Origin of the sequence: Pseudomonas sp. Choline-02u-1 (genome assembly GCF_002836515.1) — a bacterium.
GTDB lineage: Bacteria > Pseudomonadota > Gammaproteobacteria > Pseudomonadales > Pseudomonadaceae > Aquipseudomonas.
Genome location: NZ_PJBC01000066.1, coordinates 273,158 through 296,576 on the forward strand (window position 1 = coordinate 273,158; position 23,419 = coordinate 296,576).

The following is a 23,419-nucleotide window of genomic DNA, read 5'->3' on the forward strand; positions in this document are numbered from 1 at the left end:
TGCATTCCAAATGTAGGAGCTGCCGAAGGCTGCGATCTTTTGATGTTTGGCAGTGTTAAACGACTTCCAGACGAATCTTGTGCTGGTTCAACAACTGCGCCAGCGCCGGCACCGGCTGCTGATCGGTGACCAGGCAATCAATCAGGCTGATCGGCCCCAGCCGTATCATCGCGTTACGCCCGAACTTGCTCGAGTCTGCCGCCAGAATGACTTGGCGCGCGTTGGCAATAATGGCCTGGCTCACGCGCACTTCCTGATAGTCGAAGTCGAGCAGGCTGCCGTCCTCGTCAATGCCGCTGATCCCGACCAAAGCGAAATCGACCTTGAACTGATTGATGAAATCCACGCTCGCCTGACCGACCACGCCGCCGTCCCGCCGTACGTTACCGCCGGTCAGCAGCACGTCGAAATCATCCTTGGCACTGAGCATCGAAGCCACGTGCAGGTTGTTGGTGATGATTTTCAGGTGGCTGTGATTGAGCAGGGCGCGGGCAATCGATTCGGTGGTGGTACCGATGTTGATGAACAGCGAGGCGTGATCGGGGATCTGCGCGGCGATGGCTTCGCCGATGCGTTGCTTTTCGTCGCGCATCTGATCGGCGCGCATCGCATAGGCGGTGTTTTCAACGCTGGAATCGTAAGCGGCGCCACCGTGATAGCGCCGCAGCAGATTGGCTTCCGCGAGCTGATTGATGTCGCGGCGAATGGTTTGCGGAGTGACAACGAACAGCGTGGCCATTTCCTCGATGCTCACATAGCCGCGTTCGCGGACCAGCTCGAGGATTTGCTGCTGACGGGGAGGCAGATTCATGGGGCTTCCTTTGGGCTGCCAAGCAAAATTTGCCCATGATGCCGCAGGAATCTCCTCCCGACCAGTTTCCAGCTTTAGTCAGTCTTCAGCCTGGCTTACTCAGCGTCCTCACGCGCCCAGTCACGGGTGCGGCTGACAGCTTTTTTCCAGCCTTTGTACAGTTTCTCTTTCGCGGCTTCTTCCAGGCTTGGTTCGAATTCGCGCTCGATTACCGCTTTGCCACGCAGTTCTTCCAGGCTGCCCCAGAAACCGCAGGCCAGGCCGGCCAGATAAGCCGCGCCGAGGGCAGTGGTTTCACGCATTTGCGGGCGCTCGACCTGAGTGCCGAGGATGTCGGCCTGGAACTGCATGAGGAAGTTGTTCGCCACCGCACCGCCGTCCACGCGCAGGGCCTTGAGGCGTTCGCCGGAGTCCTGTTGCATGGCGTCGAGCACGTCGCGGGTCTGGTAGGCAATCGATTCCAGTGCGGCGCGGATGATGTGATCCACACGTACGCCACGGGTCAGGCCGAACAGTGCGCCACGGGCATACGGGTCCCAGTACGGTGCGCCGAGACCGGTAAACGCCGGCACCAGATACACGCCGTTGCTGTCCTTGACCTTGTTGGCAAAGTACTCGGTGTCGTGGGCGTCGTTGACGATTTTCAGTTCATCGCGCAGCCATTGCACGGTCGAACCGCCGTTGAACACGGCGCCTTCCAGAGCATAAGCCACTTCGCCGCGTGGGCCGCAGGCGATGGTGGTGAGCATGCCGTGCTGGGATTTCACCGCTTTGTCGCCGGTGTTCATCAGCAGGAAGCAACCGGTGCCGTAGGTGTTTTTCGCTTGGCCCGGCTCCACGCACATCTGGCCGAACAGTGCTGCCTGCTGGTCGCCGGCGATACCGCCGATGGCGATGCCGCTCTTGGTGCGACCATAGATTTCCGAGGAGGCTTTGACCTCCGGGAGCATCTCGCGGGGGATGTCGAGGATCTCCAGCATCTTCGAATCCCACTCCAGCGAGTGAATGTTGAAGAGCATGGTGCGCGAGGCGTTGGTGTAGTCGGTGACGTGCACCTTGCCGCCGGTGAATTTCCAGATCAGCCAGCTATCGACGGTGCCGAACAGCAGTTCGCCGTTGCGCGCACGCTCGCGGCTGCCTTCGACGTTGTCGAGGATCCACTTCAGTTTGGTGCCGGAGAAGTACGGGTCGGTGACCAAGCCGGTGGTGTCGCGGATGTAGTCTTCATGACCATCGCGCTTGAGCTGCTGGCAGATCTCGGTGCTGCGACGGCACTGCCAGACAATCGCGTTATAGACCGGGCGGCCGGTGGTCTTGTCCCAGACCACGGTGGTTTCGCGCTGGTTGGTGATACCGATCGCGGCGACCTGGTCATGATGCAGGCCGGCCTGGGCCAGCGCTTCAACCATCACCGCGCTCTGGGTGGCGAAAATTTCCATCGGGTCATGCTCGACCCAACCGGCCTGCGGATAGTGCTGAACAAATTCGCGCTGCGCGGTGCAGACCACGTTCGCGTCGCGGTCGAAAATGATCGCGCGGGAGCTGGTCGTACCCTGATCAAGGGCAATGATGTAGTTCTTGTTCTCAATGTCGGTCATGTCGATTGCCTTGGACGAAAAAAACGAGAGTGGGCCGTGGCGCCGGCTCGGATGGGCAGGAGCCGGCGCCGACTGTTTCAAGAAGTTCTTGGTTTGCCGTCAATGGCCGGTTCTGCATCCTTTGTAGCAGGTGTGGCGCCAGTCAGGTGACGGGCAATCAGCCCGCGATACCCGGCAGCGCCGAGGCAGGCACCGACAATCGGTGCAAAAATCGGAATCAGGAAATACGGAATATCTCGGCCGCCAGTGAAGGAAATTTCACCCCAACCGGTAAAGAAAGTCATCAGTTTCGGACCGAAGTCACGCGCAGGGTTCATCGCAAAACCGGTCAGCGGGCCCATCGCACTGCCGATCACGGCGATCAGCAAACCTATCAGCAGCGGCGCCATCGGGCCGCGTGGCAGGCCGTTGTTGTCATCGGTCAGGGCCATGATTACGCCCATCAAAATCGCGGTGATGATCATCTCTACCAGGAAAGCCTGAGCCGTCGACAGTACCGGATTCGGGTAAGTCGAGAACACCGACGCCAGTTCCAGGCTAGCGGCCGAACCACGCACCATCTGGTGGGTTTGTTCGTAATCGAAGAAAAGATTGCTGTAGAGCGTGTAGACCAGCAGCGCGCCGCAGAAGGCGCCAGCCATTTGCGAAAGGATGTAGAACGGCAGTTTGCGCTTTTCGAAGTCAGCGAAGATTGCCAGAGCAATGCTCACGGCCGGATTCAAATGCGCGCCGGAAACCCCGGCGGTGAGGTAGATCGCCATGCTCACCCCGACGCCCCAGATGATGCTGATTTCCCACAGGCCGAAGCTGGCGCCCGCGACTTTGAGCGCGGCGACACATCCGGTGCCAAAGAAGATAAGAAGAGCGGTGCCGAGAAACTCGGCCATGCATTGGCCGGAAAGCGAAGGTTGCGGTAGAGCAGCTGTCATTGAAAACCTCGGTTCTTTTTCTTGTGTAGCGCCATGCCAACGGAGCGAGGCGCGATCTTCACCGGGTCGCAATTCCCATTCGGTTCCCGGGTTACTGCTGGGTATTGCGCGGAGCATGATTCTTACATTATTCAGATTCGAAAAAATATAGACAAGAAACAAACCTGTCAAAGGTCGAAAGTGAACCGTCGGTCACAATAAAACTATTCGCCTGATGAATGATCAGTGAAGTGGTGCGCGTGAATAGCGCGCGAGCCCACGAGAATCGGGGCTTGGAATAGAGCCTTTTGGCCTGCGATGACCTAGAATCGGCCGTTGGTTTTATCTGTGATTGCCGAACCCGGAGCTGCCATGACCCCAGCGTTGGACTTGTTGAAAAAAGTTCGTGCCGAACATCGCGTGCACAGTTACGAACATGATCCCAAGGCCGCATCCTATGGGCTGGAGGCAGCTGAGAAGCTCGGGCTCGCACCGGCGCAGGTGTTCAAAACCCTGCTGGCCGCCAGTGAAAAAGGCGAACTGCTGGTAGCTGTGGTGCCGGTCGTCGGATCGCTCGACCTCAAAGGCCTGGCGCATGCCGCCGGAGTGAAGAAAGCCGAAATGGCCGACCCGGCTGCCGCGCAACGCTCAACCGGTTATCTGTTGGGCGGTATCAGCCCGCTCGGGCAGAAGAAACGGCTGCGCACCTTCATCGATAATTCCGCTCAGGGTTTTGCGACTATCTATGTGAGTGCCGGACGGCGAGGGCTGGAAGTGGAATTGGCGCCAGCAGTATTGGCCGAGCATACCCAGGCGAAGTTCGCCGACATCGGCCGTGCTTAGTTACAGAATCGGCTGTATCAAGAAAAAAATCAGGTTCTGTCACTGGCACTGATCCGGGCCGCCATTGCATGCTCGGTCGACCAATTCAGGGAGAACATCATGCAGCTTGCGTTTCATCAGGTCGACGCGTTCAGTGATCGGCCGTTCAGTGGCAACCCGGCAATGGTCTATCGGCTCGACAGCTGGCTGGCCGACGACTTGATGCAGAAGATCGCCGCCGAACACAACTTGGCAGAGACCGCGTTTCTGGTCCGCGAAGGCCAGGCCTGGCATATCCGCTGGTTCACGCCGACCACCGAAGTGCCGCTGTGCGGGCATGCGACCTTGGCCAGCGCATTTGTGCTATTCGACATTTATAAGGAAAGCGCCGAGCGCATCGATTTCACTTGCAAGTCCGGCCCGCTGAGTGTCAGCCGGGAAGGCGACCGGCTGTGGCTGGATTTCCCGACCATCGTGCCGTCGGAAATCGGTGTGACGCTGGATGTCGAGCGGGCGCTCGGCGTTGAGGCGGTCGATGTGCTCGGCTCTAACGAGCTGTTTGTAGTGCTGGAGTCAGAGCAGGCTGTGCTCGACTGCAAGCCGGACATGGCCGCACTGGCGAAACTGCCGTGGCTGGGCGCTATCGTCACCGCACATGGCAACCAGCACGACTTCGTCTCGCGCTATTTTGCCCCGGCGATCGGCATCGACGAAGATCCGGTGACCGGTTCGACTCACTGCAGCCTGATTCCGTACTGGGCCAAGCGTTTGGGCAAGGCGAACCTGACCGCCTCCCAGCGCTCGGCGCGGGGCGGCGAGTTGTTCTGTCGGCTGGAAGGTGAGCGGGTGAAGATTGGTGGCAATGCGACGCTGGTGGCCAGCGGCACCCTTCATCTGAGCTGATCGCAATTTTCCCTGTAGGAGCTGCCGAAGGCTGCGATCTTTTGATCTTGATGTTGAAAGTCAAAAGATCGCAGCCTTCGGCAGCTCCTACAGAGAGTTTCGTTCGATCAGAGGCTGGTGCTGAACCGACGGACGCCGTTTTCCACCGCCGGAATCTGCGCAGCGGTGCTGCCGGATGCCTGGAACAGCACCAGATGATCCGCCGCTACGCGAATCCCGACCTGCGCACCAACCAGATGATCAGCATGGCTGGGGAAGATCGATTCCAGCTGCGCGCCGGTCGGCAGTTGCAGGCGATACAAGGTCGCTGCACCCAGGAACGTCTTGCCGACAATTTGCGCCTGCAATGCGCTGTCCGGCGCATAAACAATGTCATCCGGACGCAGCAGCACATCTACTGCGCCGCCAATCGGCCAGGTGTAAGCGCGATTACCGCGCAGTTCACCCAGTTCGGTCTGTACCGACTCCGGGCTGGCCAACTGACCGCGAATGAAATAGCCCTGACCGATGAAACTGGCGACATACGGCGTTGCCGGTTCGTGGTAGAGGTTGTAGGGCGTGTCCCACTGTTCCAGCCGGCCTTCCTTGAACACACCCACGTGGTCGCTGACGGCGAAGGCTTCTTCCTGATCGTGGGTAACCAGAATTGCGCTGGTGCCACGGGCCTTGAGAATGTCGCGCACCTCATGGCTGAGCTTGCGGCGCAACTCGCCATCGAGGTTGGAAAACGGCTCGTCGAGCAGCAGCAATTGCGGTTCCGGCGCCAGGGCGCGGGCGAGGGCGACCCGCTGTTGCTGGCCGCCGGAGAGCTCGTGGGGGTAGCGCTTGCCAAGGTTTTTCAGGTTGACCAGTTCCAGCAGCTCCTCGACCACCCGCGATTTGTTCGGGTGCTTGCGGATGCCGAAGGCGATGTTGTCGGCCACGCTCAGGTGCGGAAACAGCGCGTAGTCCTGAAACACCATGCCGATCCGGCGTTTCTCCGGCGCCAGGGTGAAACCGGCACTGGACAGGGTTTCGCCACCGAGGGTGATTTCGCCTTCATGCACCGGCTCGAAACCGGCGATGGCGCGCAGGGTGGTGGTCTTGCCGCAGCCGGAAGAGCCGAGCAGGCAGCCGATGTCGCCGGCGTTGAGGTGCAGATTGAGGTTCTGCACCACGCGTTGGTCTTGATAGCCGCAAGCGAGGTTGCGCAGGTTCAGCAGTAATTCATGGCTCATGCGTGGTGATATGCCGGTTCGACGAGGAACTCGAGCAGGGCCTTCTGTGCGTGGAGACGGTTTTCTGCCTGATCCCAGGCGACGGAGCGCGGGTCATCGAGCAGGTCGAGACTGATTTCTTCGCCACGGTGCGCCGGCAGGCAGTGCATGAACAGCACGTCCTCGGCAGCGAGGTCGAGCAGGGCACGGTTGACCTGGAACGGCGCGAACAGCTTGAGGCGCTTGGTAGTTTCCTCTTCCTGGCCCATCGAAGTCCAGACGTCGGTGCTGACCAGATGCGCGTCGCGTACGGCATCCTGCGGGTCGCGGACGATGGTCACGCGATCACCCGCCCTGGCGACAAACTCAGGGTTTGGCTCGTAACCTTCCGGGCAGGCAACGCGCAACTGGAAGTCGAACTGGATCGCCGCTTCTATATAGCTGTTGCACATGTTGTTGCCGTCACCGATCCAGGCCACGGTCTTGCCCTGGATCGAGCCACGATGTTCAAGAAAGGTCTGCATGTCGGCGAGCAACTGGCACGGGTGCAGATCATCGGACAGGCCGTTGATCACTGGCACGCGCGAGTTGGCGGCGAATTCGGTGAGGGTGCTATGGGCGAAGGTGCGGATCATGACCGCATCGAGCATGCTCGACATGACGATGGCGCAGTCGCTGATCGGCTCGCCGCGGCCCAGTTGAGTGTCGCGCGGGGACAGGAAAATTGCCTGGCCGCCGAGCTGGATCATGCCGGCCTCGAAGGAGATCCGGGTACGCGTCGAGGATTTCTCGAAGATCATCCCCAGCACGCGGTTTTTCAGTGGCTCGAACAGTACGCCGCGGTTACGCAGGTCCTTGAGCTCAACGCCTCGACGGATCACGCTGACCAGCTCTTCGGGCGTGCAATCCATCAGGGAGAGAAAGTGCCTTGCGCTCATCATTGACTACCTTTTGCTACAGACCGCAGATGCTCAAAGCCTTGTTTAACGGAACAACGGGCGAGACCTGCGGCGTAAGCCGCACGGGGCGACGAAATAGGGGAAGGCGCGATATTGACACTAAATGTCGCGTTACGCCAATAGGCTACGGTTTCAGCGGGATTCGGAGCGCGGACCGAGCATTTCGATCACGCATATTGAAGCCGGATTCAGTACAGCAGCGAGCCTCTTTGTACACTGGCCCCGCCGCGCTTGGCAATCCGGCGCGACGGCATCGGCGCGGCTTTGTTCGCTTCAAGAGCATTGGGCTGCGGATTCGCTTGGTCGGATGTTCAGGCTGAAACATTTGCTAAAGCAAAGTGCTGGGTTATAAATAAGTTTCGAGCGACGCAGGAAGCCTCCGCATGGAATCGAAAGAACAACTGTTAATGGAACTGCTGGGCCACACGGCTCGCTCTCTGACTCATCTCACCGCGTCGGTCACCTCGATGTCTTTCGAGTTGCTGCGCAGTGACGACGAAGTGGTCAAATCCGCTGGCCGGCACATGATCGATCGCATGGCTACCATCAGCGCCGGGCTTGATGAGCACTGGCGATTGATCGGCGAACTCACCGGCGTGCACGTCGCCCACGAGCAGATCGAAACCATCCAGGAAATCCAGCTGGCTGCACCGCCGCAGTTGCCGCCGAACTGATCGCGGCGATTTATCGGCTGCCCTGATAACCGTCGATTCACAAGACGAACGTCGCTGGCGCCGCCTCTGCGCACGGGCCATAGTTTTGTTCCCGCGGGCGTAATTGCCTGCTCCCGAACAAGACAGAGACTGGCCATGACCAAGACTCTCCATCACCGCGCGTGCCACCTGTGCGAAGCCATCTGCGGCCTGACCATCGAAACCACAGAAACCGATGGCAACGTTGCGATCACCTCGATCAAGGGTGATGCCCTGGACACCTTCAGCCGCGGCCATATCTGCCCGAAAGCCGTAGCCCTGCAAGATATTCAGAACGATCCCGACCGCCTGCGCCAGCCAATGCGCCGGGTCGGCAGCGAGTGGCTGCCGATCGAATGGGACGAGGCGTTTGCGCTGGTGGCCGAGAAGTTGGCGGCGATTCAGGAACGTCACGGGCAGAACGCAGTGGCGGTCTATCAAGGCAACCCGAGCGTGCACAACTACGGGCTGATGACTCACAGCAATTACTTCCTGGGTTTGTTGAAAACGCGCAATCGCTACTCGGCAACGTCGGTCGATCAACTGCCGCATCACCTCAGCAGCTATCTGATGTATGGCCACGGCTTGCTATTGCCGATTCCGGACATCGATCACACCGATTTCATGCTGATCCTCGGCGCCAACCCGCTGGCTTCCAACGGCAGCATAATGACCGTGCCGGACGTTGAGAAGCGCCTGAAAGCGATTCAGGCGCGCGGCGGTAAAGTTGTGGTGGTCGATCCGCGCCGCAGCGAAACCGCAGCGATAGCCGACCAGCACGTCTTCGTTCGCCCGGGTGGCGATGCGGCGTTACTGTTCGGCATGCTCAATACGCTGTTCAGCGAAGGCCTGACCCGCGACAACCATTTGCCGGTCGATGGCCTTGATGAGGTGCGCGACGCCGTGGCGTCGTTCACCGCCGAAGCCATGAGTCCATTGTGCGCGGTGCCTGCCGAACAGATCCGCCAACTGGCGCGCGATTTCGCCGCTGCGCCAAGTGCAGTCTGCTACGGGCGCATGGGCGTTTCGACGCAGGCGTTCGGCACCTTGTGCCACTGGGTCGTGCAACTGATCAATCTGGTCACCGGCAACCTCGATCGCGTTGGCGGTGCGCTGTGCACTGAGCCGGCGGTGGATCTGGTGGCGTCGACCTCGGGCGGGCATTTCAACAAATGGCAGAGCCGGGTTTCCGGGCGGCCGGAATACGGCGGCGAGTTGCCGGTCTCGGCGCTCGCCGAAGAAATGCTCACGGAAGGCGAGGGGCAGATCCGCGCCATGATCACCGTGGCTGGTAACCCGGTGCTTTCGACACCCAATGGCCGGCAGTTGGAACAGGCGCTGGACGGCCTCGACTTCATGCTCAGCATCGACCTGTACATCAACGAAACCACGCGTTATGCCGATCTGATCCTGCCGTCGACATCGGCGCTGGAGAACGATCACTACGACACCACTTTCAACCTGTTCGCCGTGCGCAACGTCACCCGCTTCAACCGCGCGATTCTCGCCAAGCCCGAGGGCGCTTTGCATGACTGGGAGATTTTCGTCGGGCTGGCCAAGGCGTTCGCCGAGAAGACCGGCAAAGAGCTGAAACCGACCATGCCGCCAGCGAAGATGATCGATATGGGGCTGCGCATGGGCCGCTACGGTGAGGCGTCTGAGCACAAGTTGTCACTGGCGACGCTGTTCGATCATCCGCACGGCATTGATCTGGGGGCGCTGCAGCCGAATCTGGCGTCACGTCTGAAAACGCCGAATCAGCGCATACAGGCCGCACCGCCGGAGATTCTCGCCGACCTGGCGCGCTTTGCCGCATTGCAAGCGCCGGCTGCCGATGAACTGCTGATGATCGGCCGCCGCCATGTGCGCAGCAACAATTCCTGGATGCACAATTTTCATCGACTGGTGAAAGGCAAGCCGCGGCATCAATTGCTGATGCACCCGGATGACCTGACCAGTCGTGGCCTGGCCGATGGGCAACGGGTTCGGGTGAGTTCGCGGGTCGGGCAGATCGAAGTGGAAGTACTCGCCAGTCTCGACATGATGAAAGGCGTGGTCAGTCTGCCCCACGGTTGGGGCCATGCGCGCCCGGGCGTGCAGATGGCGATCGCCAGCGGCCAGCCGGGGTCGAGCGCCAACGACCTGACCGATGAATGTCAGCTTGACGAACTGTCGGGCAACGCGGCGTTGAACGGAGTGCCGGTGACAGTGGCGGCAGCTTGAGCAGGTCTGTCGGGGAGACCGAGCGTGGCGCTCGGGATTCCGTTACAATGCGCCACCGTGCCGACCTCTGAGTCGGAAAGTTCAGCCGAGGTGCTCCATGGATATCATCGAAACGATTAAAGAGCAGATTGCCAACAACACCATTCTGCTTTACATGAAAGGCTCGCCGAATGCCCCGCAGTGCGGCTTCTCCGCAAAAGCTGCGCAAGCCGTGATGGCCTGTGGCGAAAAGTTCGCTTACGTGGACATCCTGCAGAACCCGGAAATCCGCGCCAACCTGCCGAAATACGCCAACTGGCCGACTTTCCCGCAGCTTTGGGTCGGCGGTGAGCTGGTCGGCGGCAGCGACATCATGACCGAGATGGCTGCAGACGGTTCGCTGCAAAGCACCATCAAGGCAGCTGTCGAAGCGGCTGCGGCGAACAAGTCCGAAGCCTGATCAGGCTTTATGTAAGAGCGGGCTTGCTCGCGAATGCGGTGTATCAGTCAACGTCTACTTTTCTGATATACCGCTTTCGCGAGCAAGCCCGCTCCCACAGGATCTGCATCCGATCCGGAACTTGCCAAACAAAAAGCCCCGCACCTCGAAAGAGGGCGGGGCTTTTTAGTGACTTGCGAGTGTCAGATCACTCTTCGCCCATCTGCGACTGCAGATAGTTTTCCAGGCCGATCTTGTCGATCAGGCCGAGCTGGGTTTCCAGCCAGTCGATATGTTCTTCTTCCGACTCGAGAATGTCTTCGAGCAGTTCACGGCTGCCGAAGTCGCCAACGGTTTCGCAATGGGCGATGGCGGCTTTCAGGTCGGCGTGGCCAGTCTTTTCGATGCGCAGGTCGCATTCGAGCATTTCGCGGGTGTGTTCGCCGATGTGCAGCTTGCCCAGGTCCTGCACGTTCGGCAGGCCTTCAAGGAACAGAATGCGCTTGATCAGCTTGTCTGCGTGTTTCATCTCGTCGATGGATTCTTTGTATTCGTGCTTGCCGAGCTTGTTCAGACCCCAATCTTCATACATGCGCGCATGCAGAAAGTACTGATTGATCGCGACCAGCTCATTGGCAAGGATCTTGTTGAGATGCTGGATGACTGTAATGTCGCCTTTCATGATCGGAGTCCTGCCCTGTATTAACCGTATATAGGCGGAGTTTGAGCTTGGTGTTTATAAGTGTCAAACCTAAGTTATTGAATAATAAATGAAAATTAATCGGAATAAGAATGTTTGTGTTCCGCGTCTGGACGCTAAGCAATTGATTTTCAGGCATAAAAAAACCGGACATCAAGTCCGGTTCTTTGAAATGAGGGTGTTTACGCAGCAGTAAATTCTACCGAGTACGGGATGGCTGCCTGGGCGGTTTGCAGCTTGGTCAGGGTTTCGCGCACGACTTCCTTGGCAAGGCAGGCGCATTTGCCACACTGGCTGGCGACGCCGGTGGCTTGGCGAACTTCTTTGTAGCTGCAGCATCCTTCATAGATCGCTTCGCGGATCTGTCCGTCCGTGACGCCGGTGCAGAGGCAAACATACATAAGTAATAACCGTCGCTGGTTGTGACTCAATTGCGATGGATCTTAATGTTAACGAGAATGATTGTCAAAGTGCTTTCGGAACGCTTCGTAACCTATTTGCCTGCGACTGACGAACGGTATTTTTCGGGCACTCGCCTGACCCAATGAATACGCAGTGGATACCCGAACAGGGAAAATCCGTTACGGACAGGCCAAACACCCGGTGTATGATGGTCGTCCCTTGCGAAGAGGGTTCGTGTCACAGGGCTGTCGCCTGAGGGTGACAGGCTGGCCCGGAGCCTGAACTTCAAGTCTTTACACCAGGAGATATCAATGAGCGTACTCGTAGGCAAACAAGCCCCAGACTTCACCGTCCCGGCCGTACTCGGCAATGGCGAGATCGTTGACAGCTTCACCCTGTCCTCGGCCATCAAAGGCAAATACGGCCTGGTGTTTTTCTACCCACTGGACTTCACCTTCGTCTGCCCGTCCGAGCTGATCGCTCTGGACAACCGCATGGCCGACTTCAAGGCACGCAACGTTGAAGTGATCGCTGTGTCGATCGACTCGCACTTCACCCACAACGCCTGGCGCAATACCCCGGTCAACAATGGCGGCATCGGTCAGGTGAAATACACCATGGCTGCCGACATGAAGCACGACATCGCCAAGGCCTACGACGTTGAATCCGAAGGCGGCGTGGCTTTCCGTGGCGCATTCCTGATCGACGACAAAGGCGTGGTTCGCTCGCAGATCATCAACGACCTGCCGCTGGGCCGTAACATGGAAGAGCTGATCCGTCTGGTCGACGCGCTGCAATTCCACGAAGAGCACGGCGAAGTCTGCCCGGCCAACTGGAAAAAAGGCGACAAAGGCATGAACGCTTCGCCAGAAGGCGTTGCGGCTTACCTGACCGAGAACGCTGCTGCCCTGTAAGGCGCAACGTCGAGGTAAAAAAACCGGCCCATGTGGCCGGTTTTTTCATGCGCGGGATTTGATTGACGAGGATCAGTCGTCGAAGTCTTCCCAACCGCCCATTTGCTTCCAGCGATTGACGATGCCGCAGAACAGCTCAGCGGTCTTTTCGGTGTCGTAACGCGCCGAGTGCGCTTCACGACCGTCGAAATCGATGCCAGCGGCCTGGCAGGCTTTGGCCAGCACGGTTTGACCGTACGCCAGACCCGCCAGCGTCGCGGTGTCAAAACTGGAGAACGGGTGGAACGGGTTGCGCTTCATGTCCAGTCGCGCAACTGCTGCGTTGAGGAAGCCCAGATCGAAGCTGCTGTTATGCCCGACCAGAATCGCCCGTTTGCAGCCGTTGGCCTTCAGCGCCTTGCGGATGCCACGGAAGATGTCGGTCAGCGCGGTTTCTTCGCTGACGGCCATGCGCAGCGGGTGATCGAGCTTGATCCCGGTGAACTCCAGCGCTGCCGCTTCAACGTTCGCACCTTCGAATGGCTCGACGCGGAAGAAGTAGGTGTGATCCGGGTAGACGAAACCCTTTTCATCCATGGCGATGGTGGTCGCGGCAATCTCCAGCAAGGCGTCGGTGGCCGCGTTGAAGCCACCGGTTTCTACGTCGACGACAACCGGCAGGTAGCCGCGAAAACGTGCTGCCATCGGGTGACGGGAACCGCCGCCGCCATTTTGACCGTCCAGCTCGTCGTCGAAATGCTCTTCACTCACGCGTGTTCCTCCAGCAGGCGCCAGCGCAGTTTTTCACCGGCGCGCAGCGGGATAACGGTCAGCTCGCCAAAGGGCAGGCTGGTCGGGGCGGTCCATTCTTCACGGACCAGGGTGATGCGATCAGTGTTAGCCGGCAGGCCATAGAAACGCGGGCCATTGAGGCTGGCGAAGGCTTCGAGCTTGTCCAGCGCATTACGCTGTTCGAACGCTTCGGCGTACATCTCGATGGCGGCGTAGGCGGTGTAGCAACCGGCGCAACCGCAGGCGGCTTCCTTCGCGTGCTGGGCGTGGGGCGCCGAATCGGTACCGAGGAAGAATTTGGCGCTGCCGCTGGTGGCCGCGTCGAGCAAGGCTTCCTGGTGCGTATTGCGCTTGAGAATTGGCAGGCAATAGAAATGCGGCCGAATCCCGCCCACCAGCATGTGATTGCGGTTGTACAGCAGGTGATGCGCGGTGATGGTCGCGCCAACGTTGGCCGAAGCCTCGTTGACGAACTGCACGGCGTCGCCGGTGGTGATGTGTTCGAACACCACTTTCAGCGTCGGGAAACGCTCGACCACGCGGCGCATGTGTTCATCGATGAAGATCTTTTCGCGGTCGAACACATCGACGTCGCCACGGGTGACTTCACCGTGGATCAACAGCGGCATGCCGACGTCGGCCATGGCTTCGAGCGCCGGGAAGATCTTGTCGATGCTGGTCACGCCGGAATCGGAGTTGGTGGTCGCGCCGGCCGGGTAAAGCTTGGCGGCATAGACGAAACCGCTGGCCTTGGCCTGCCGAATTTCTTCCGGTTGGGTGCGGTCGGTGAGGTACAGCACCATCAACGGTTCGAACTGACTGCCGGCCGGGCGGGCAGCGAGAATCCGCTGACGATAGCCGTCGGCTTCAGCGGCGTTGCGCACCGGCGGTACCAGGTTCGGCATGATGATCGCGCGCCCGAAGGTGCGGGCCACATCGGCAACGGTATTGGTCAACACGGCACCATCGCGAAGATGAATGTGCCAGTCGTCGGGACGCAGCAGGGTCAGGCGGTCGGACATGAGGGGCTTCCAGGCGGGTCAAACTGAGGCGAATGCTACCGGAAAAGACTCTTGCAGGCACCCGCTATCAAGTTTTGCCACAAGCGTCCGATATCCCGAAGGTATGCCGTAAACATTGTGTGAATCGGTGTTTGTGTTTCACAAGCCAATGGAGCCTCCCGTGCGCCAGCGTTATTTAGCCCTGCTCAGTGTGTTTGCCAGCCTTCCTGCGATGGCGCTGACTTACCAGACTCGTCTGGAGAACATTGAGTGGACGGTCGCCGGCGACCAGTTCGAGTGCCGTCTGACCCAGCCGATCACCGATTTCGGTTCGGGTGAGTTCGTGCGCAAGGCCGGTGAGCAGGCGATCTTTCGTCTGAATGCCTACAACGCCATGCTCGGCGGCGGTTCGGCGACCTTGTTGGCGGCGGCTGCACCGTGGCAGCCTGGGCGTGGCGACATCAATCTGGGCTCTGTGCGCCTGGGCAGTGGCAACGTCTTGTTCAACAGCTCGCAGTCGCAGGCAGGTGGCTTGATCAGCGGTCTGCTGGACGGCCGCAGTCCGGTGGTACGCCGTGCATCTGGCGATGGCCGAGTCTCCGAAGTGCGTTTGTTGCCGGTGAAATTCAGCAAGGCGTTCAACGACTATCAAGGCTGTGTGGCGAAGTTGCTGCCGCAGAATTTCGACCAGATCAAGCAGTCGCAGATCGGCTTCCCCGGCGAAGGCGTCGATCTGGACCCGGCCGCCAAGGCGAAACTGCAAGTGATGCTCGACTACATGAAGGCTGATCCGACGGTGAACCACATCGAACTCGACGGCCACTCGGACAACAGCGGCAATCGCCTGACCAACCGTGAACTGTCGCGCCGCCGGGCGCTGGCGGTGGTCGACTTCTTCAAGGCCAATGGCATTCAGGAGTCGCAGATTACCGTGCGTTTCCATGGGGAGCAGTATCCAATCGTGCCCAACACCAGCAAGGCCAACCGCGCAAAGAACCGTCGGGTCAACGTGAAACTGGCGCGCGTGGCACCAACCACGGCACCGGCACCGGCACCGCAAGCGAGTACGCCGGCCACCGCTGCAGCGACTTCCTGACTCGCCGGTCATCGTCGCGCTCTCGACAGATTCTGTCGCTTTGTCGTCTTAAGCTGTCGCGCCTCTGTAAATTATCGCGTTTGAGCGGTAGACTCCCCGGCTTTCCGTAGAACCCCGTGGAGTGATGGCATGGCGGACGTAAACAAGGTCGTTCTGGCGTATTCCGGCGGCCTGGACACTTCGGTGATCCTCAAGTGGCTGCAGGATACTTATAACTGTGAAGTGGTGACCTTCACCGCCGATCTCGGTCAAGGCGAAGAGGTCGAGCCGGCCCGCGCCAAGGCTCAGGCCATGGGCGTCAAAGAAATCTACATCGACGATCTGCGCGAAGAGTTCGTGCGTGATTTCGTGTTCCCGATGTTCCGCGCCAACACCGTTTACGAAGGCGAGTACCTGCTGGGTACGTCGATCGCCCGTCCGCTGATCGCCAAACGCCTGATCGAAATCGCCAACGAAACCGGCGCCGATGCCATTTCCCACGGCGCCACCGGCAAGGGTAACGACCAGGTGCGTTTCGAACTGGGCGCCTACGCGCTCAAGCCTGGTGTGAAAGTCATTGCCCCTTGGCGCGAGTGGGACTTGCTGTCGCGCGAGAAGCTGATGGACTACGCCGAGAAGCACGCGATCCCGATCGAACGCCACGGCAAGAAGAAATCCCCGTACTCGATGGACGCCAACCTGCTGCACATCTCCTATGAAGGCGGTGTGCTGGAAGACACCTGGACCGAGCACGAAGAGGACATGTGGCGCTGGACCGTCTCCCCGGAGAAAGCGCCTGATACCCCGCAATACCTGGAACTGACTTACCGCAACGGCGACATCGTCGCGCTGGACGGCGTCGAGATGACCCCGGCCACGGTTCTGGCGACGCTGAACAAGATCGGCGGCGAGCACGGCATTGGTCGTCTCGATATCGTTGAAAACCGCTATGTCGGCATGAAATCCCGTGGCTGCTACGAAACCCCGGGCGGCACCATCATGCTGCGCGCGCACCGCGCCATCGAATCGATCACTCTGGATCGCGAAGTCGCTCACTTGAAAGACGAGCTGATGCCGAAATACGCCAGCCTGATCTACACCGGCTACTGGTGGAGCCCTGAGCGTCTGATGCTGCAACAAATGATCGACGCTTCGCAGGTCAACGTGAACGGTGTGGTGCGTCTCAAGCTGTACAAGGGCAACGTCATCGTCACCGGCCGCAAGTCCGATGACTCGCTGTTCGATGCCAACATCGCGACCTTCGAAGAAGACGGCGGCGCTTACAACCAGGCGGACGCGGCGGGCTTCATCAAGCTCAACGCGCTGCGCATGCGCATTGCTGCCAACAAGGGCCGCAAGTTGTTCTGAGCGACTTAGATCGACGCGTAATAAAAAAGGCGGCCTTGTTCAGGGCCGCCTTTTTTTTGGAACTTTCATCTGGTTCATCAAGCCGTTTCTCTTGTCTGCCTGTTTGCGGGATGCGCCTTGCCTGTCAACTGGTTCGCCCCAACAGAGTCACTGTCTGCGTGCACAGGTTGTAAACGACACACAGTGTTGCACCCGAGTTTTTCTTCGCCTGTTTGATTTGTTGCACTGCAGTATGTGCCAAAGCGTCCGAAACGTGATTCGACAGGAAAACCAGCACTCGCGGATCTTTTTTACCAGCGCTGCGGAGCGTGTCGAGAATCGCATCGAACTCCCGGGAAGCGTCTACGCCTCTGGCATCGATGATGTTCAGTTCACTTATCAGTGGTGACAGTCTGATCGTCTGGACCACCGGGTTGGCTTGGCCGTCTATACCGAGTGGTGGGTCAGGCGCGTTGTGAATCCTGCATGTACGCCGGAATCCGCCGCCCGCAGTGTTGCTGGAAACCACGCAGCTGGTTATCTCGAAAGTGCACGGTCCATCGGTTTTGCGCACCGGTTTTCGTTCGCTGTCACGTTCCGTATGTTCAGCCGCTTTGAGGAAGTTCTTGTCCTTGCCGAAATCCGAGGGCGAGTAGAGTGAGCGGTGATTGAAGTTGAGAGTGATAAAAAAAAGAAATAACAAGTAAAACGGAAAGCTGATCAGAAACCAGACATAAATCTCTCGATCCTCGTTGTCGAGAAACGGCAGCGAGACTGCCGCCGAAGTTTCCGAAAGAATGGCGAATATCGCAATAACCGTCATTGGGTTGGTAATTTTTTGCTTTATCCTAAGCATATTATAAGTTCCTTTTTATGTATGTGGGGTCGAGTTCTATATATAGCAAAAGCCTTCGTTAAAGTTTCAGCCTGTTGTTTCAAGTTTTATAGGAGGATTGCTGGCGAGTCGAATTTGCAGTAGTGGTGGATCGTTACGTCATATGTCGGATCGGTCGCCAGACGAAAACAGTTGTGAAAGTTGCGAATGGCTGAACGTGAATGCAGCGCTGCGTAGGAAGCGTGCGCAGTAAACGGCCGGCTAGGTTCGGTCTTGATGGGCAGGGAGCGGTCGCGGTGGGTGTGGAGGTGTCTATTTGTGGGAATTATCCTCAATGCGTGTAGGGAATGTCTCTCGATGCAACCGCGTGGAAAAGTTGTTATGCGTTCGAGCAAGTGAGTGGGATATCGTGCGTGTTCTAAAAATTCGAACAGCGAAAACTGGACTTGCCCATGAATAAAGTGCTGATCGTGGATGACCACCCCGTCATTCGACTTGCGGTACGTATGCTGATGGAACGGCATGGTTACGAAGTCATTGCAGAAACGGATAATGGCGTTGATGCGCTACAAATTGCGCGCGAACAAATGCCCGATCTTGTCATTCTGGATATTGGGATACCGAAACTCGATGGGCTGGAAGTTATTGCGCGCCTGACTTCCATCGCCATGCCAGTAAAAGTGCTGGTCCTGACTTCCCAGGCTCCCGGACATTTTTCAATGCGATGCATGCAATCGGGTGCAGCCGGTTATGTGTGCAAGCAGCAGGACCTGACCGAGTTGCTGAGTGCGATCAAGGCCGTTCTGTCCGGTTACAGCTATTTCCCCAATCAGGCTCTGCATACCGTGCGAACCAGTCTGGGCAATGCGAGTGAGGCGGACATGGTCGATCGTCTGTCCGGGCGGGAGATGATGGTGTTGCAGCAGTTGGCGCGCGGCAAGACCAACAAGGAAATCGCCGACGGCATGTTTTTAAGCAACAAGACGGTGAGTACTTACAAGACTCGCTTGTTGTTGAAGCTCAATGCGCGATCTCTGGTTGATCTGATCGAACTGGCGCAACGCAATGGTCTGGTCTGAACGATTCGACAGCTGAGAACGTCATGGGCCGATCAAGCTCAGTTGTCGCAGAAAATAAAAAGCCTCCGGTTCGGGAGGCCTTCAGGTATCACAGATCAAAATCGTAATCGGCCAATTGCCGTTGCAGTCGGCGCTCCTCAAGCAGGTTGTCGATTGTGCGACGCTTGCTGAGGTTGGTCTTGGCCACTTCAACCACCGGTTCGACCTCATCGGCCTCGACGGCAATAAAATCTTCTTCTACATCCAGTTGCTCTTTGTCGGTACTCATGAAGTCAACTCCCGGCTAAGACTGCCTTTGGCGCTCCTTATATCGACATTAGTGCGGCGGGTAAAAAAGATTTTTTCAATCGGTGCATGCAAAAAACCGATGACGGCTCAATCGTCGGAAGTTTTATGTTTGTATTCGCACAAATCTTCAATGCGGCAGCTGCCGCAGCGCGGTTTGCGCGCCAGACACACATAACGCCCGTGCAGAATCAACCAATGGTGCGAGTCGAGCAGGAATTCTTTCGGTACAAACTTCATCAACTTCATTTCAACTTCCACCACATTTTTCCCCGGCGCGATGCCGGTGCGGTTGCTGACGCGGAAGATGTGCGTGTCGACCGCCATGGTCAATTGACGGAACGCGGTGTTGAGCACCACATTGGCGGTCTTGCGCCCGACGCCGGGCAAGGCTTCCAGTTCTTCACGGGTCTGCGGGACTTCGCCGCCATGGCGTTCAACCAGCAAACGGCAGGTTTCGATGACGTTCTTCGCCTTGCTGTTGTAGAGGCCGATCGTCTTGATGTACTCCGATAGCCCTTCGACACCCAGCGCATGGATAGCGGCGGGGGTATTGGCGACGGGGAAAAGCCTGGCGGTGGCCTTGTTCACGCCGACATCGGTGGACTGCGCCGAAAGAATCACCGCAATCAGCAGCTCGAACGGCGAAGAGTAGGCCAGTTCGGTTTTCGGCTCGGGATTGTCTTCGTGCAGTCGGCGAAATATCTCAAGACGTTTTGCAGCATTCATGGGCGATGCGTTTCCTTGATGACAGAGTTGCGGCGTGTCCACGCCTGACCAGCGGCGAGAAGCAGACCCAGTAATACAAAAGCGCCGGGGACCAGGGTAATCAGATGCAGCCCCTCGTCAAATAAAACCAGGCCTTGCCATTGCGTCGAAAAACCTCGGCCAAGGGTGCCATGACCGATGATCTCCCGCAGCCCGCCGATCAACACCATAAACGTGCCGAACATGGCGCAGCGTTTGAAGCTGGCCGTGACGGGCTTGCGGAAGAAACCGTGGTATTCAAGCACGACGCAGTGCAAGGCGATCAGCCCTATATAAAGCTCAGACGTCTGCTGCCATGGCAAAAGCCAGCGTTGCGCCAGGAGGTCTGCACAACTGGTCAACGTTGCGGCGAGTATCACGCTGGCCAGCAAAACGCTTGTATCCGCCAGGCGATCGCGTAACGGCGCCATGCACACGACAAACAAACCAGTAACCACGCTGAGCATCAAGGTCATCCCCAGCGCAGCGTTTAACGTTTGTGTGGCGCCCAGAAGTGGCACCAGCAGCAAAAAATTCGCTGCACGCGTCATGTCCCAGCTCCCAGCAACAGCGCACGATGCTCATCGAAATAACGCAGTGCATCATGGATTGCATTGACGGCGGCACGGGAGGTAACGGTTGCACCGGCGATTTGATCGAATTGCCCTTGATCCTTTTTCAGCGCCCAACCCGCGTCCGTCGGTTCGCTGCGCGATTGGCCGGTGAAACTGCGCAGCCAGGCATTCGGCCAGTCGCCAATGTCACCGCCCAGCCCCGGCGTTTCGCGCTGCTCAAGGGTTTTGACACCGAGGAGTTTGCCGTTGACATCAATGGCGATCAGCAGCTCGAGCATACCCGCATAACCTACGCTGCGACTGCGCAACAGCACGGCCACGGTTTGCCCGGACCGCATGGCGCGATAGCCGCCCGCCAGCGTGCTGTGGCGCAAGGTTGAGTCGACGAGCGTCAGTGGTTGCTCCAGTGGCTGGTTGTCGTAGTACCCGGCAGCAAGCACATCGAGCAGTTTGCGGCTGTCGAGCAAACGCAGCTCGGCGGCAATCTGCGGCGCGCTGTTGCGCTGCAGCAGGTAAGTTGCGCTCGCCCCGCCCAGCGTCAGGAGCAGCACCGTCACCACACTCGCCGAGCGGTTCATGTGCTCACCGGCGGCTGGCGGCTGGCGGCGAAGCGCTCCAGCGTCGGCACCAGAAGATTCATCAGCAATACCGCAAACGCGACGCCGTCCGGGTAACCACCCCAAGTGCGAATCAGATAAGTCAGCAGGCCAACGCCGACCCCGAACAGCAGGCGAGCGAGGGCGCTTCTCGCGCCTGATATCGGTTCGGTGACGATAAAAAACGCACCGAGCATTGTGGCGCCGCTGAACAGATGAAACAGCGGCGAGCCATGGGAATCCGAGCCCGAGCCGTTCCAGCACAACAAGCTGATGACGAACAGACTGGCGAGCATCCCCACCGGTGCGTGCCAGGAAAAGACTCGCCGCTGCAACAGCCACAGGCCGCCGAGCAGAAACGCCAGATTCACCCATTCCACACCGCGCCCGCCGAAACGACCGAAGGCCGGGTTACTGACAAACAGCTCATCCATGGTCAGGCTTTTGTTGAGGCGCAGGCTGTCCAGCGCCGTGGCCTGCACCCAGGCGTCCGGTGCTTGAGCTGGATTGAAAACCTGTTGCAGCGCGCGAATAAAATCAAGGCCGTGACCTGGCCAATGGGTCATCGCTTGCGGGAACAGCGCGATACTCAAGGCGAAGCCAAGCATTGCCGGGTTGAAGGGGTTTTTGCCGACGCCGCCATACAGGTGCTTGCCGAACAACAAGCCCGAAGCGGTCGCGATAACCGTCAGCCACCATGGGCAATAAGCCGGCAGCGCAACGGCCAGCAACATCGCACTGACCAGCGCACTGCCATCGCGCAAGGCCGATTGCACGGCTTGGCGCCGCAGACTGGCGACGCTCGCCTCGACGAGCAAAGCGCTGATAACCGCCAGCAGCAGATTGATCACAACCCCCCAGCCATAAAGCCAGAACATCGCGAGCAGCCCCGGCAGTGCAGCGAGCAGCACGGTATTCATCGCCTGTCGCAGGCGATCATCCGCTGCCTCAAGGGGCGGCATGGTCTTGCACCCGACGCTCGGCGTCAGCCACGGCTTGCTCCAGTGTTGCGATCTGCTGCGGCGCTACTTCCGCTGCCTGGGCTTTTTTCAGCTCGGCGCGGCGCATGGCCAGTTGAATCTTGGCTCGCTTGAGTTCGGCGTCGTTGCTCGGGGCAGGGACGACGGAAACCGACGGTTGGCTACTTTCCAGGATCGCCAACGCTTGCTCGGCAGTTTCGAAGTGTTGCTGCAGGACGATCAATTGCGACTGTTGCTCGAACGTCGGCGGATGACCGAAGGCTTTCAGCGATTTGTGCAACTGAGCCCGACTCATCGCTACATCGACCTTGGCCTTCTTCAGCGCCGCATCAGCGCTCGCGGCTTTTTGCGCACGCACCCGCTCAAGTGCAGCCTGCACCGGGTCAGCGGTCGAAACCTGCGGCTGTGCCGCACGTGCGGCTCGCGCGTCACGTTCAGCCTGCTTTTGCTGTTCTTCGCGCAGCAAGCGCTGGTTGCGCCGCTCGAAACGCTGGCGCGCGTGGTCACGCTTTTCGGCGCGGGCGCGCTGCTCTTCAAGATCGAACGCAAGGCCGCCAACCACAGCAATCGTGTTCGCAGGCAAAGGATGCATTTCGATGCAGTCGACCGGGCAAGGCGCCACGCACAGATCACAACCGGTGCATTCATCGATCAGCACGGTGTGCATGAGTTTTGCCGCGCCGACAATGGCATCGACCGGGCAGGCCTGAATGCACTTGGTGCAGCCGATGCATTCAGCCTCGCGGATGAACGCGATTTGCGGCGGTGCCGGGCCACGGCTGATGTCCAGTTCCAGCACCGGTATTTTCAACAACTCGGCCAGGGTTGCGATGGTTTCCTCGCCCCCCGGCGGGCACTTGTTGATCGGCTCGCCGTCAACGATGCCTTGCGCATACGGTTTGCACCCAGGATGGCCGCATTTGCCGCATTGGGTCTGCGGTAAAAGGGCATCGATGCGTTGAATCAGACTCATGTTTTGATCAATCCACTGAATCCGAGAAATATCACTGCGATCAGTCCGGCGCTGATCAGATCGATCGGCAGGCCGCGAAAGGGCAGGGGAATATCGTCATCGGCCGTGCGCTCGCGCAGATCGCTGAACAGGCTGAGCACCAGCCAGAAACCCAGCCCGGCGCCGAGGCTCAGCGCCGTCGCGTGCAGCAGGCCCTGATCGTTTTGCGCGTTGATCAGCGCCAGTCCGAGTACGCCTGCGTTGCCGAGCAAGAGCGGCCATAATCCATTGAACGGCCAATCCGGCAGCTCGCGCGCCAGCAGTTTCAGCAGCGGCGTCATCAACAACACGCTCAACGGCAGAAACACGAACAGGCGCAGCGACTCAAGCTGCAATGGCAGCAGTATCCAGTGCCAGATCGCGTGCCCGATGACGCCGACAAACACCATCAGGCACAACGTCGCCAATCCAAGCGCATGCACTTGCCGACGACTTCCCGCCAACAGCGGATCGACGCCCAGCGGCCAGTGCAACACGAAGTTGTTAAGCAGCGCAGCACTGATCAGCGTTAACACGAGTTCGGTCATGGTTCTGCCAGCGAAACGGGCGGGTCTCTTTTAAGGTTAGGCA

26 protein-coding genes are annotated in these 23,419 nt (G+C 58.8%); 9 read left to right on the forward strand and 17 right to left on the reverse strand.

What is annotated here, in order from left to right:
* Positions 1–55: 55 nt before the first annotated feature.
* The 3 genes from CXF97_RS25955 to CXF97_RS25965 form a co-directional block, all read right to left on the reverse strand.
* Positions 56–811, reverse strand: coding sequence for a DeoR/GlpR family transcriptional regulator (locus tag CXF97_RS25955; protein WP_101162134.1), 756 nt, complete (start codon positions 809–811; stop codon positions 56–58).
* Positions 812–906: 95 nt separating this feature from the next.
* Positions 907–2,409: a glycerol kinase GlpK gene (gene glpK / locus CXF97_RS25960; RefSeq protein WP_101162135.1), complete on the reverse strand. Its 1,503-nt coding sequence runs from the start codon at positions 2,407–2,409 to the stop codon at positions 907–909.
* Positions 2,410–2,486: 77 nt separating this feature from the next.
* Positions 2,487–3,338, reverse strand: coding sequence for an MIP/aquaporin family protein (locus CXF97_RS25965; RefSeq protein WP_101162137.1), 852 nt, complete (start codon positions 3,336–3,338; stop codon positions 2,487–2,489).
* Between the two features lie 351 nt (positions 3,339–3,689).
* On the opposite strand from CXF97_RS25965, the gene ybaK reads away from it, so the two are divergent.
* Both ybaK and CXF97_RS25975 read left to right on the forward strand, forming a co-directional pair.
* The gene (gene ybaK / locus CXF97_RS25970; protein WP_101162139.1) at positions 3,690–4,160 is read left to right on the forward strand and encodes a Cys-tRNA(Pro) deacylase; all 471 of its coding nucleotides are present in this window, start codon (positions 3,690–3,692) and stop codon (positions 4,158–4,160) included.
* A 99-nt stretch (positions 4,161–4,259) separates the two neighbouring features.
* Complete coding sequence (locus CXF97_RS25975; protein ID WP_101162141.1) at positions 4,260–5,042, forward strand: PhzF family phenazine biosynthesis protein; 783 nt, start codon at positions 4,260–4,262, stop codon at positions 5,040–5,042.
* A gap of 107 nt (positions 5,043–5,149) precedes the next feature.
* On the opposite strand, the gene CXF97_RS25980 is transcribed toward CXF97_RS25975, so the two are convergent.
* Both CXF97_RS25980 and argF read right to left on the reverse strand, forming a co-directional pair.
* On the reverse strand, positions 5,150–6,259 hold the full coding sequence (locus tag CXF97_RS25980) for an ABC transporter ATP-binding protein (protein ID WP_101162143.1): 1,110 nt from the start codon (positions 6,257–6,259) through the stop codon (positions 5,150–5,152).
* Complete coding sequence (gene argF, locus CXF97_RS25985) at positions 6,256–7,176, reverse strand: ornithine carbamoyltransferase (protein ID WP_101162152.1); 921 nt, start codon at positions 7,174–7,176, stop codon at positions 6,256–6,258. The genes CXF97_RS25980 and argF overlap by 4 nt, the downstream gene beginning before the upstream one ends.
* A 404-nt stretch (positions 7,177–7,580) precedes the next feature.
* Here argF and CXF97_RS25990 point away from each other — a divergent pair, with 404 nt between their 5' ends.
* The 3 genes from CXF97_RS25990 to grxD all read left to right on the forward strand — a co-directional run bounded on the left by CXF97_RS25990 (position 7,581) and on the right by grxD (position 10,551).
* Positions 7,581–7,871 (forward strand): hypothetical protein, encoded by a 291-nt coding sequence (locus CXF97_RS25990; protein ID WP_016773401.1) that lies wholly within the window; start codon positions 7,581–7,583, stop codon positions 7,869–7,871.
* 135 nt (positions 7,872–8,006) lie between these two features.
* The gene (locus CXF97_RS25995) at positions 8,007–10,112 is read left to right on the forward strand and encodes a molybdopterin oxidoreductase family protein (RefSeq protein ID WP_101162154.1); all 2,106 of its coding nucleotides are present in this window, start codon (positions 8,007–8,009) and stop codon (positions 10,110–10,112) included.
* A gap of 97 nt (positions 10,113–10,209) precedes the next feature.
* On the forward strand, positions 10,210–10,551 hold the full coding sequence (gene grxD, locus CXF97_RS26000) for a Grx4 family monothiol glutaredoxin (RefSeq protein WP_016773402.1): 342 nt from the start codon (positions 10,210–10,212) through the stop codon (positions 10,549–10,551).
* A 187-nt stretch (positions 10,552–10,738) separates the two neighbouring features.
* Here the strand turns inward: grxD and bfr are convergent, their stop codons facing one another.
* Both bfr and CXF97_RS26010 read right to left on the reverse strand, forming a co-directional pair.
* The gene (bfr, locus tag CXF97_RS26005) at positions 10,739–11,212 is read right to left on the reverse strand and encodes a bacterioferritin (RefSeq protein ID WP_042607368.1); all 474 of its coding nucleotides are present in this window, start codon (positions 11,210–11,212) and stop codon (positions 10,739–10,741) included.
* 200 nt (positions 11,213–11,412) lie between these two features.
* The gene (locus tag CXF97_RS26010; protein ID WP_101162156.1) at positions 11,413–11,631 is read right to left on the reverse strand and encodes a bacterioferritin-associated ferredoxin; all 219 of its coding nucleotides are present in this window, start codon (positions 11,629–11,631) and stop codon (positions 11,413–11,415) included.
* A 312-nt stretch (positions 11,632–11,943) separates the two neighbouring features.
* On the opposite strand from CXF97_RS26010, the gene CXF97_RS26015 reads away from it, so the two are divergent.
* Entirely contained in the window at positions 11,944–12,546 is a 603-nt protein-coding gene (locus tag CXF97_RS26015) for a peroxiredoxin (protein ID WP_003227723.1), read from the forward strand.
* Positions 12,547–12,618: 72 nt separating this feature from the next.
* Here the strand turns inward: CXF97_RS26015 and rnt are convergent, their stop codons facing one another.
* Together rnt and pyrC are read right to left on the reverse strand one after the other, a co-directional pair.
* Positions 12,619–13,296 carry a ribonuclease T gene (gene rnt, locus CXF97_RS26020; RefSeq protein WP_090285860.1) on the reverse strand — a complete coding sequence of 226 codons (678 nt, stop codon included), beginning with the start codon at positions 13,294–13,296 and terminating at the stop codon, positions 12,619–12,621.
* Entirely contained in the window at positions 13,293–14,339 is a 1,047-nt protein-coding gene (gene pyrC / locus CXF97_RS26025; RefSeq protein WP_101162158.1) for a dihydroorotase, read from the reverse strand. The genes rnt and pyrC overlap by 4 nt, the downstream gene beginning before the upstream one ends.
* Positions 14,340–14,499: 160 nt before the next feature.
* Between pyrC and CXF97_RS26030 the strand changes: the two genes are divergently transcribed.
* On the forward strand, positions 14,500–15,414 hold the full coding sequence (locus CXF97_RS26030) for an OmpA family protein (protein ID WP_101162160.1): 915 nt from the start codon (positions 14,500–14,502) through the stop codon (positions 15,412–15,414).
* Between the two features lie 129 nt (positions 15,415–15,543).
* Complete coding sequence (locus tag CXF97_RS26035; protein ID WP_007953201.1) at positions 15,544–16,761, forward strand: argininosuccinate synthase; 1,218 nt, start codon at positions 15,544–15,546, stop codon at positions 16,759–16,761.
* A gap of 124 nt (positions 16,762–16,885) precedes the next feature.
* Here the strand turns inward: CXF97_RS26035 and CXF97_RS26040 are convergent, their stop codons facing one another.
* On the reverse strand, positions 16,886–17,596 hold the full coding sequence (locus tag CXF97_RS26040) for a hypothetical protein (RefSeq protein WP_101162162.1): 711 nt from the start codon (positions 17,594–17,596) through the stop codon (positions 16,886–16,888).
* Between the two features lie 431 nt (positions 17,597–18,027).
* Between CXF97_RS26040 and CXF97_RS26045 the strand changes: the two genes are divergently transcribed.
* Complete coding sequence (locus CXF97_RS26045; RefSeq protein ID WP_101162163.1) at positions 18,028–18,654, forward strand: response regulator transcription factor; 627 nt, start codon at positions 18,028–18,030, stop codon at positions 18,652–18,654.
* A gap of 88 nt (positions 18,655–18,742) precedes the next feature.
* Here the strand turns inward: CXF97_RS26045 and CXF97_RS26050 are convergent, their stop codons facing one another.
* The 7 genes from CXF97_RS26050 to CXF97_RS26080 all read right to left on the reverse strand — a co-directional run bounded on the left by CXF97_RS26050 (position 18,743) and on the right by CXF97_RS26080 (position 23,376).
* Positions 18,743–18,922, reverse strand: a complete 180-nt coding sequence (locus tag CXF97_RS26050) for a PA3496 family putative envelope integrity protein (RefSeq protein ID WP_016773409.1) — start codon at positions 18,920–18,922, stop codon at positions 18,743–18,745.
* Between the two features lie 107 nt (positions 18,923–19,029).
* Positions 19,030–19,668, reverse strand: coding sequence for an endonuclease III (gene nth, locus CXF97_RS26055; RefSeq protein WP_039758344.1), 639 nt, complete (start codon positions 19,666–19,668; stop codon positions 19,030–19,032).
* On the reverse strand, positions 19,665–20,237 hold the full coding sequence (locus tag CXF97_RS26060; RefSeq protein WP_101162165.1) for an Rnf-Nqr domain containing protein: 573 nt from the start codon (positions 20,235–20,237) through the stop codon (positions 19,665–19,667). The genes nth and CXF97_RS26060 overlap by 4 nt, the downstream gene beginning before the upstream one ends.
* Positions 20,234–20,839, reverse strand: coding sequence for an RnfABCDGE type electron transport complex subunit G (locus CXF97_RS26065; RefSeq protein WP_101162167.1), 606 nt, complete (start codon positions 20,837–20,839; stop codon positions 20,234–20,236). The genes CXF97_RS26060 and CXF97_RS26065 overlap by 4 nt, the downstream gene beginning before the upstream one ends.
* Positions 20,836–21,819 carry an RnfABCDGE type electron transport complex subunit D gene (locus CXF97_RS26070; protein ID WP_101162169.1) on the reverse strand — a complete coding sequence of 328 codons (984 nt, stop codon included), beginning with the start codon at positions 21,817–21,819 and terminating at the stop codon, positions 20,836–20,838. Before CXF97_RS26070 ends, CXF97_RS26065 begins: the two co-directional genes overlap by 4 nt.
* The gene (gene rsxB / locus CXF97_RS26075) at positions 21,806–22,810 is read right to left on the reverse strand and encodes an electron transport complex subunit RsxB (protein WP_101162171.1); all 1,005 of its coding nucleotides are present in this window, start codon (positions 22,808–22,810) and stop codon (positions 21,806–21,808) included. Before rsxB ends, CXF97_RS26070 begins: the two co-directional genes overlap by 14 nt.
* On the reverse strand, positions 22,807–23,376 hold the full coding sequence (locus tag CXF97_RS26080; RefSeq protein WP_101162173.1) for an electron transport complex protein RnfA: 570 nt from the start codon (positions 23,374–23,376) through the stop codon (positions 22,807–22,809). The genes rsxB and CXF97_RS26080 overlap by 4 nt, the downstream gene beginning before the upstream one ends.
* Positions 23,377–23,419 lie beyond the last annotated feature (43 nt).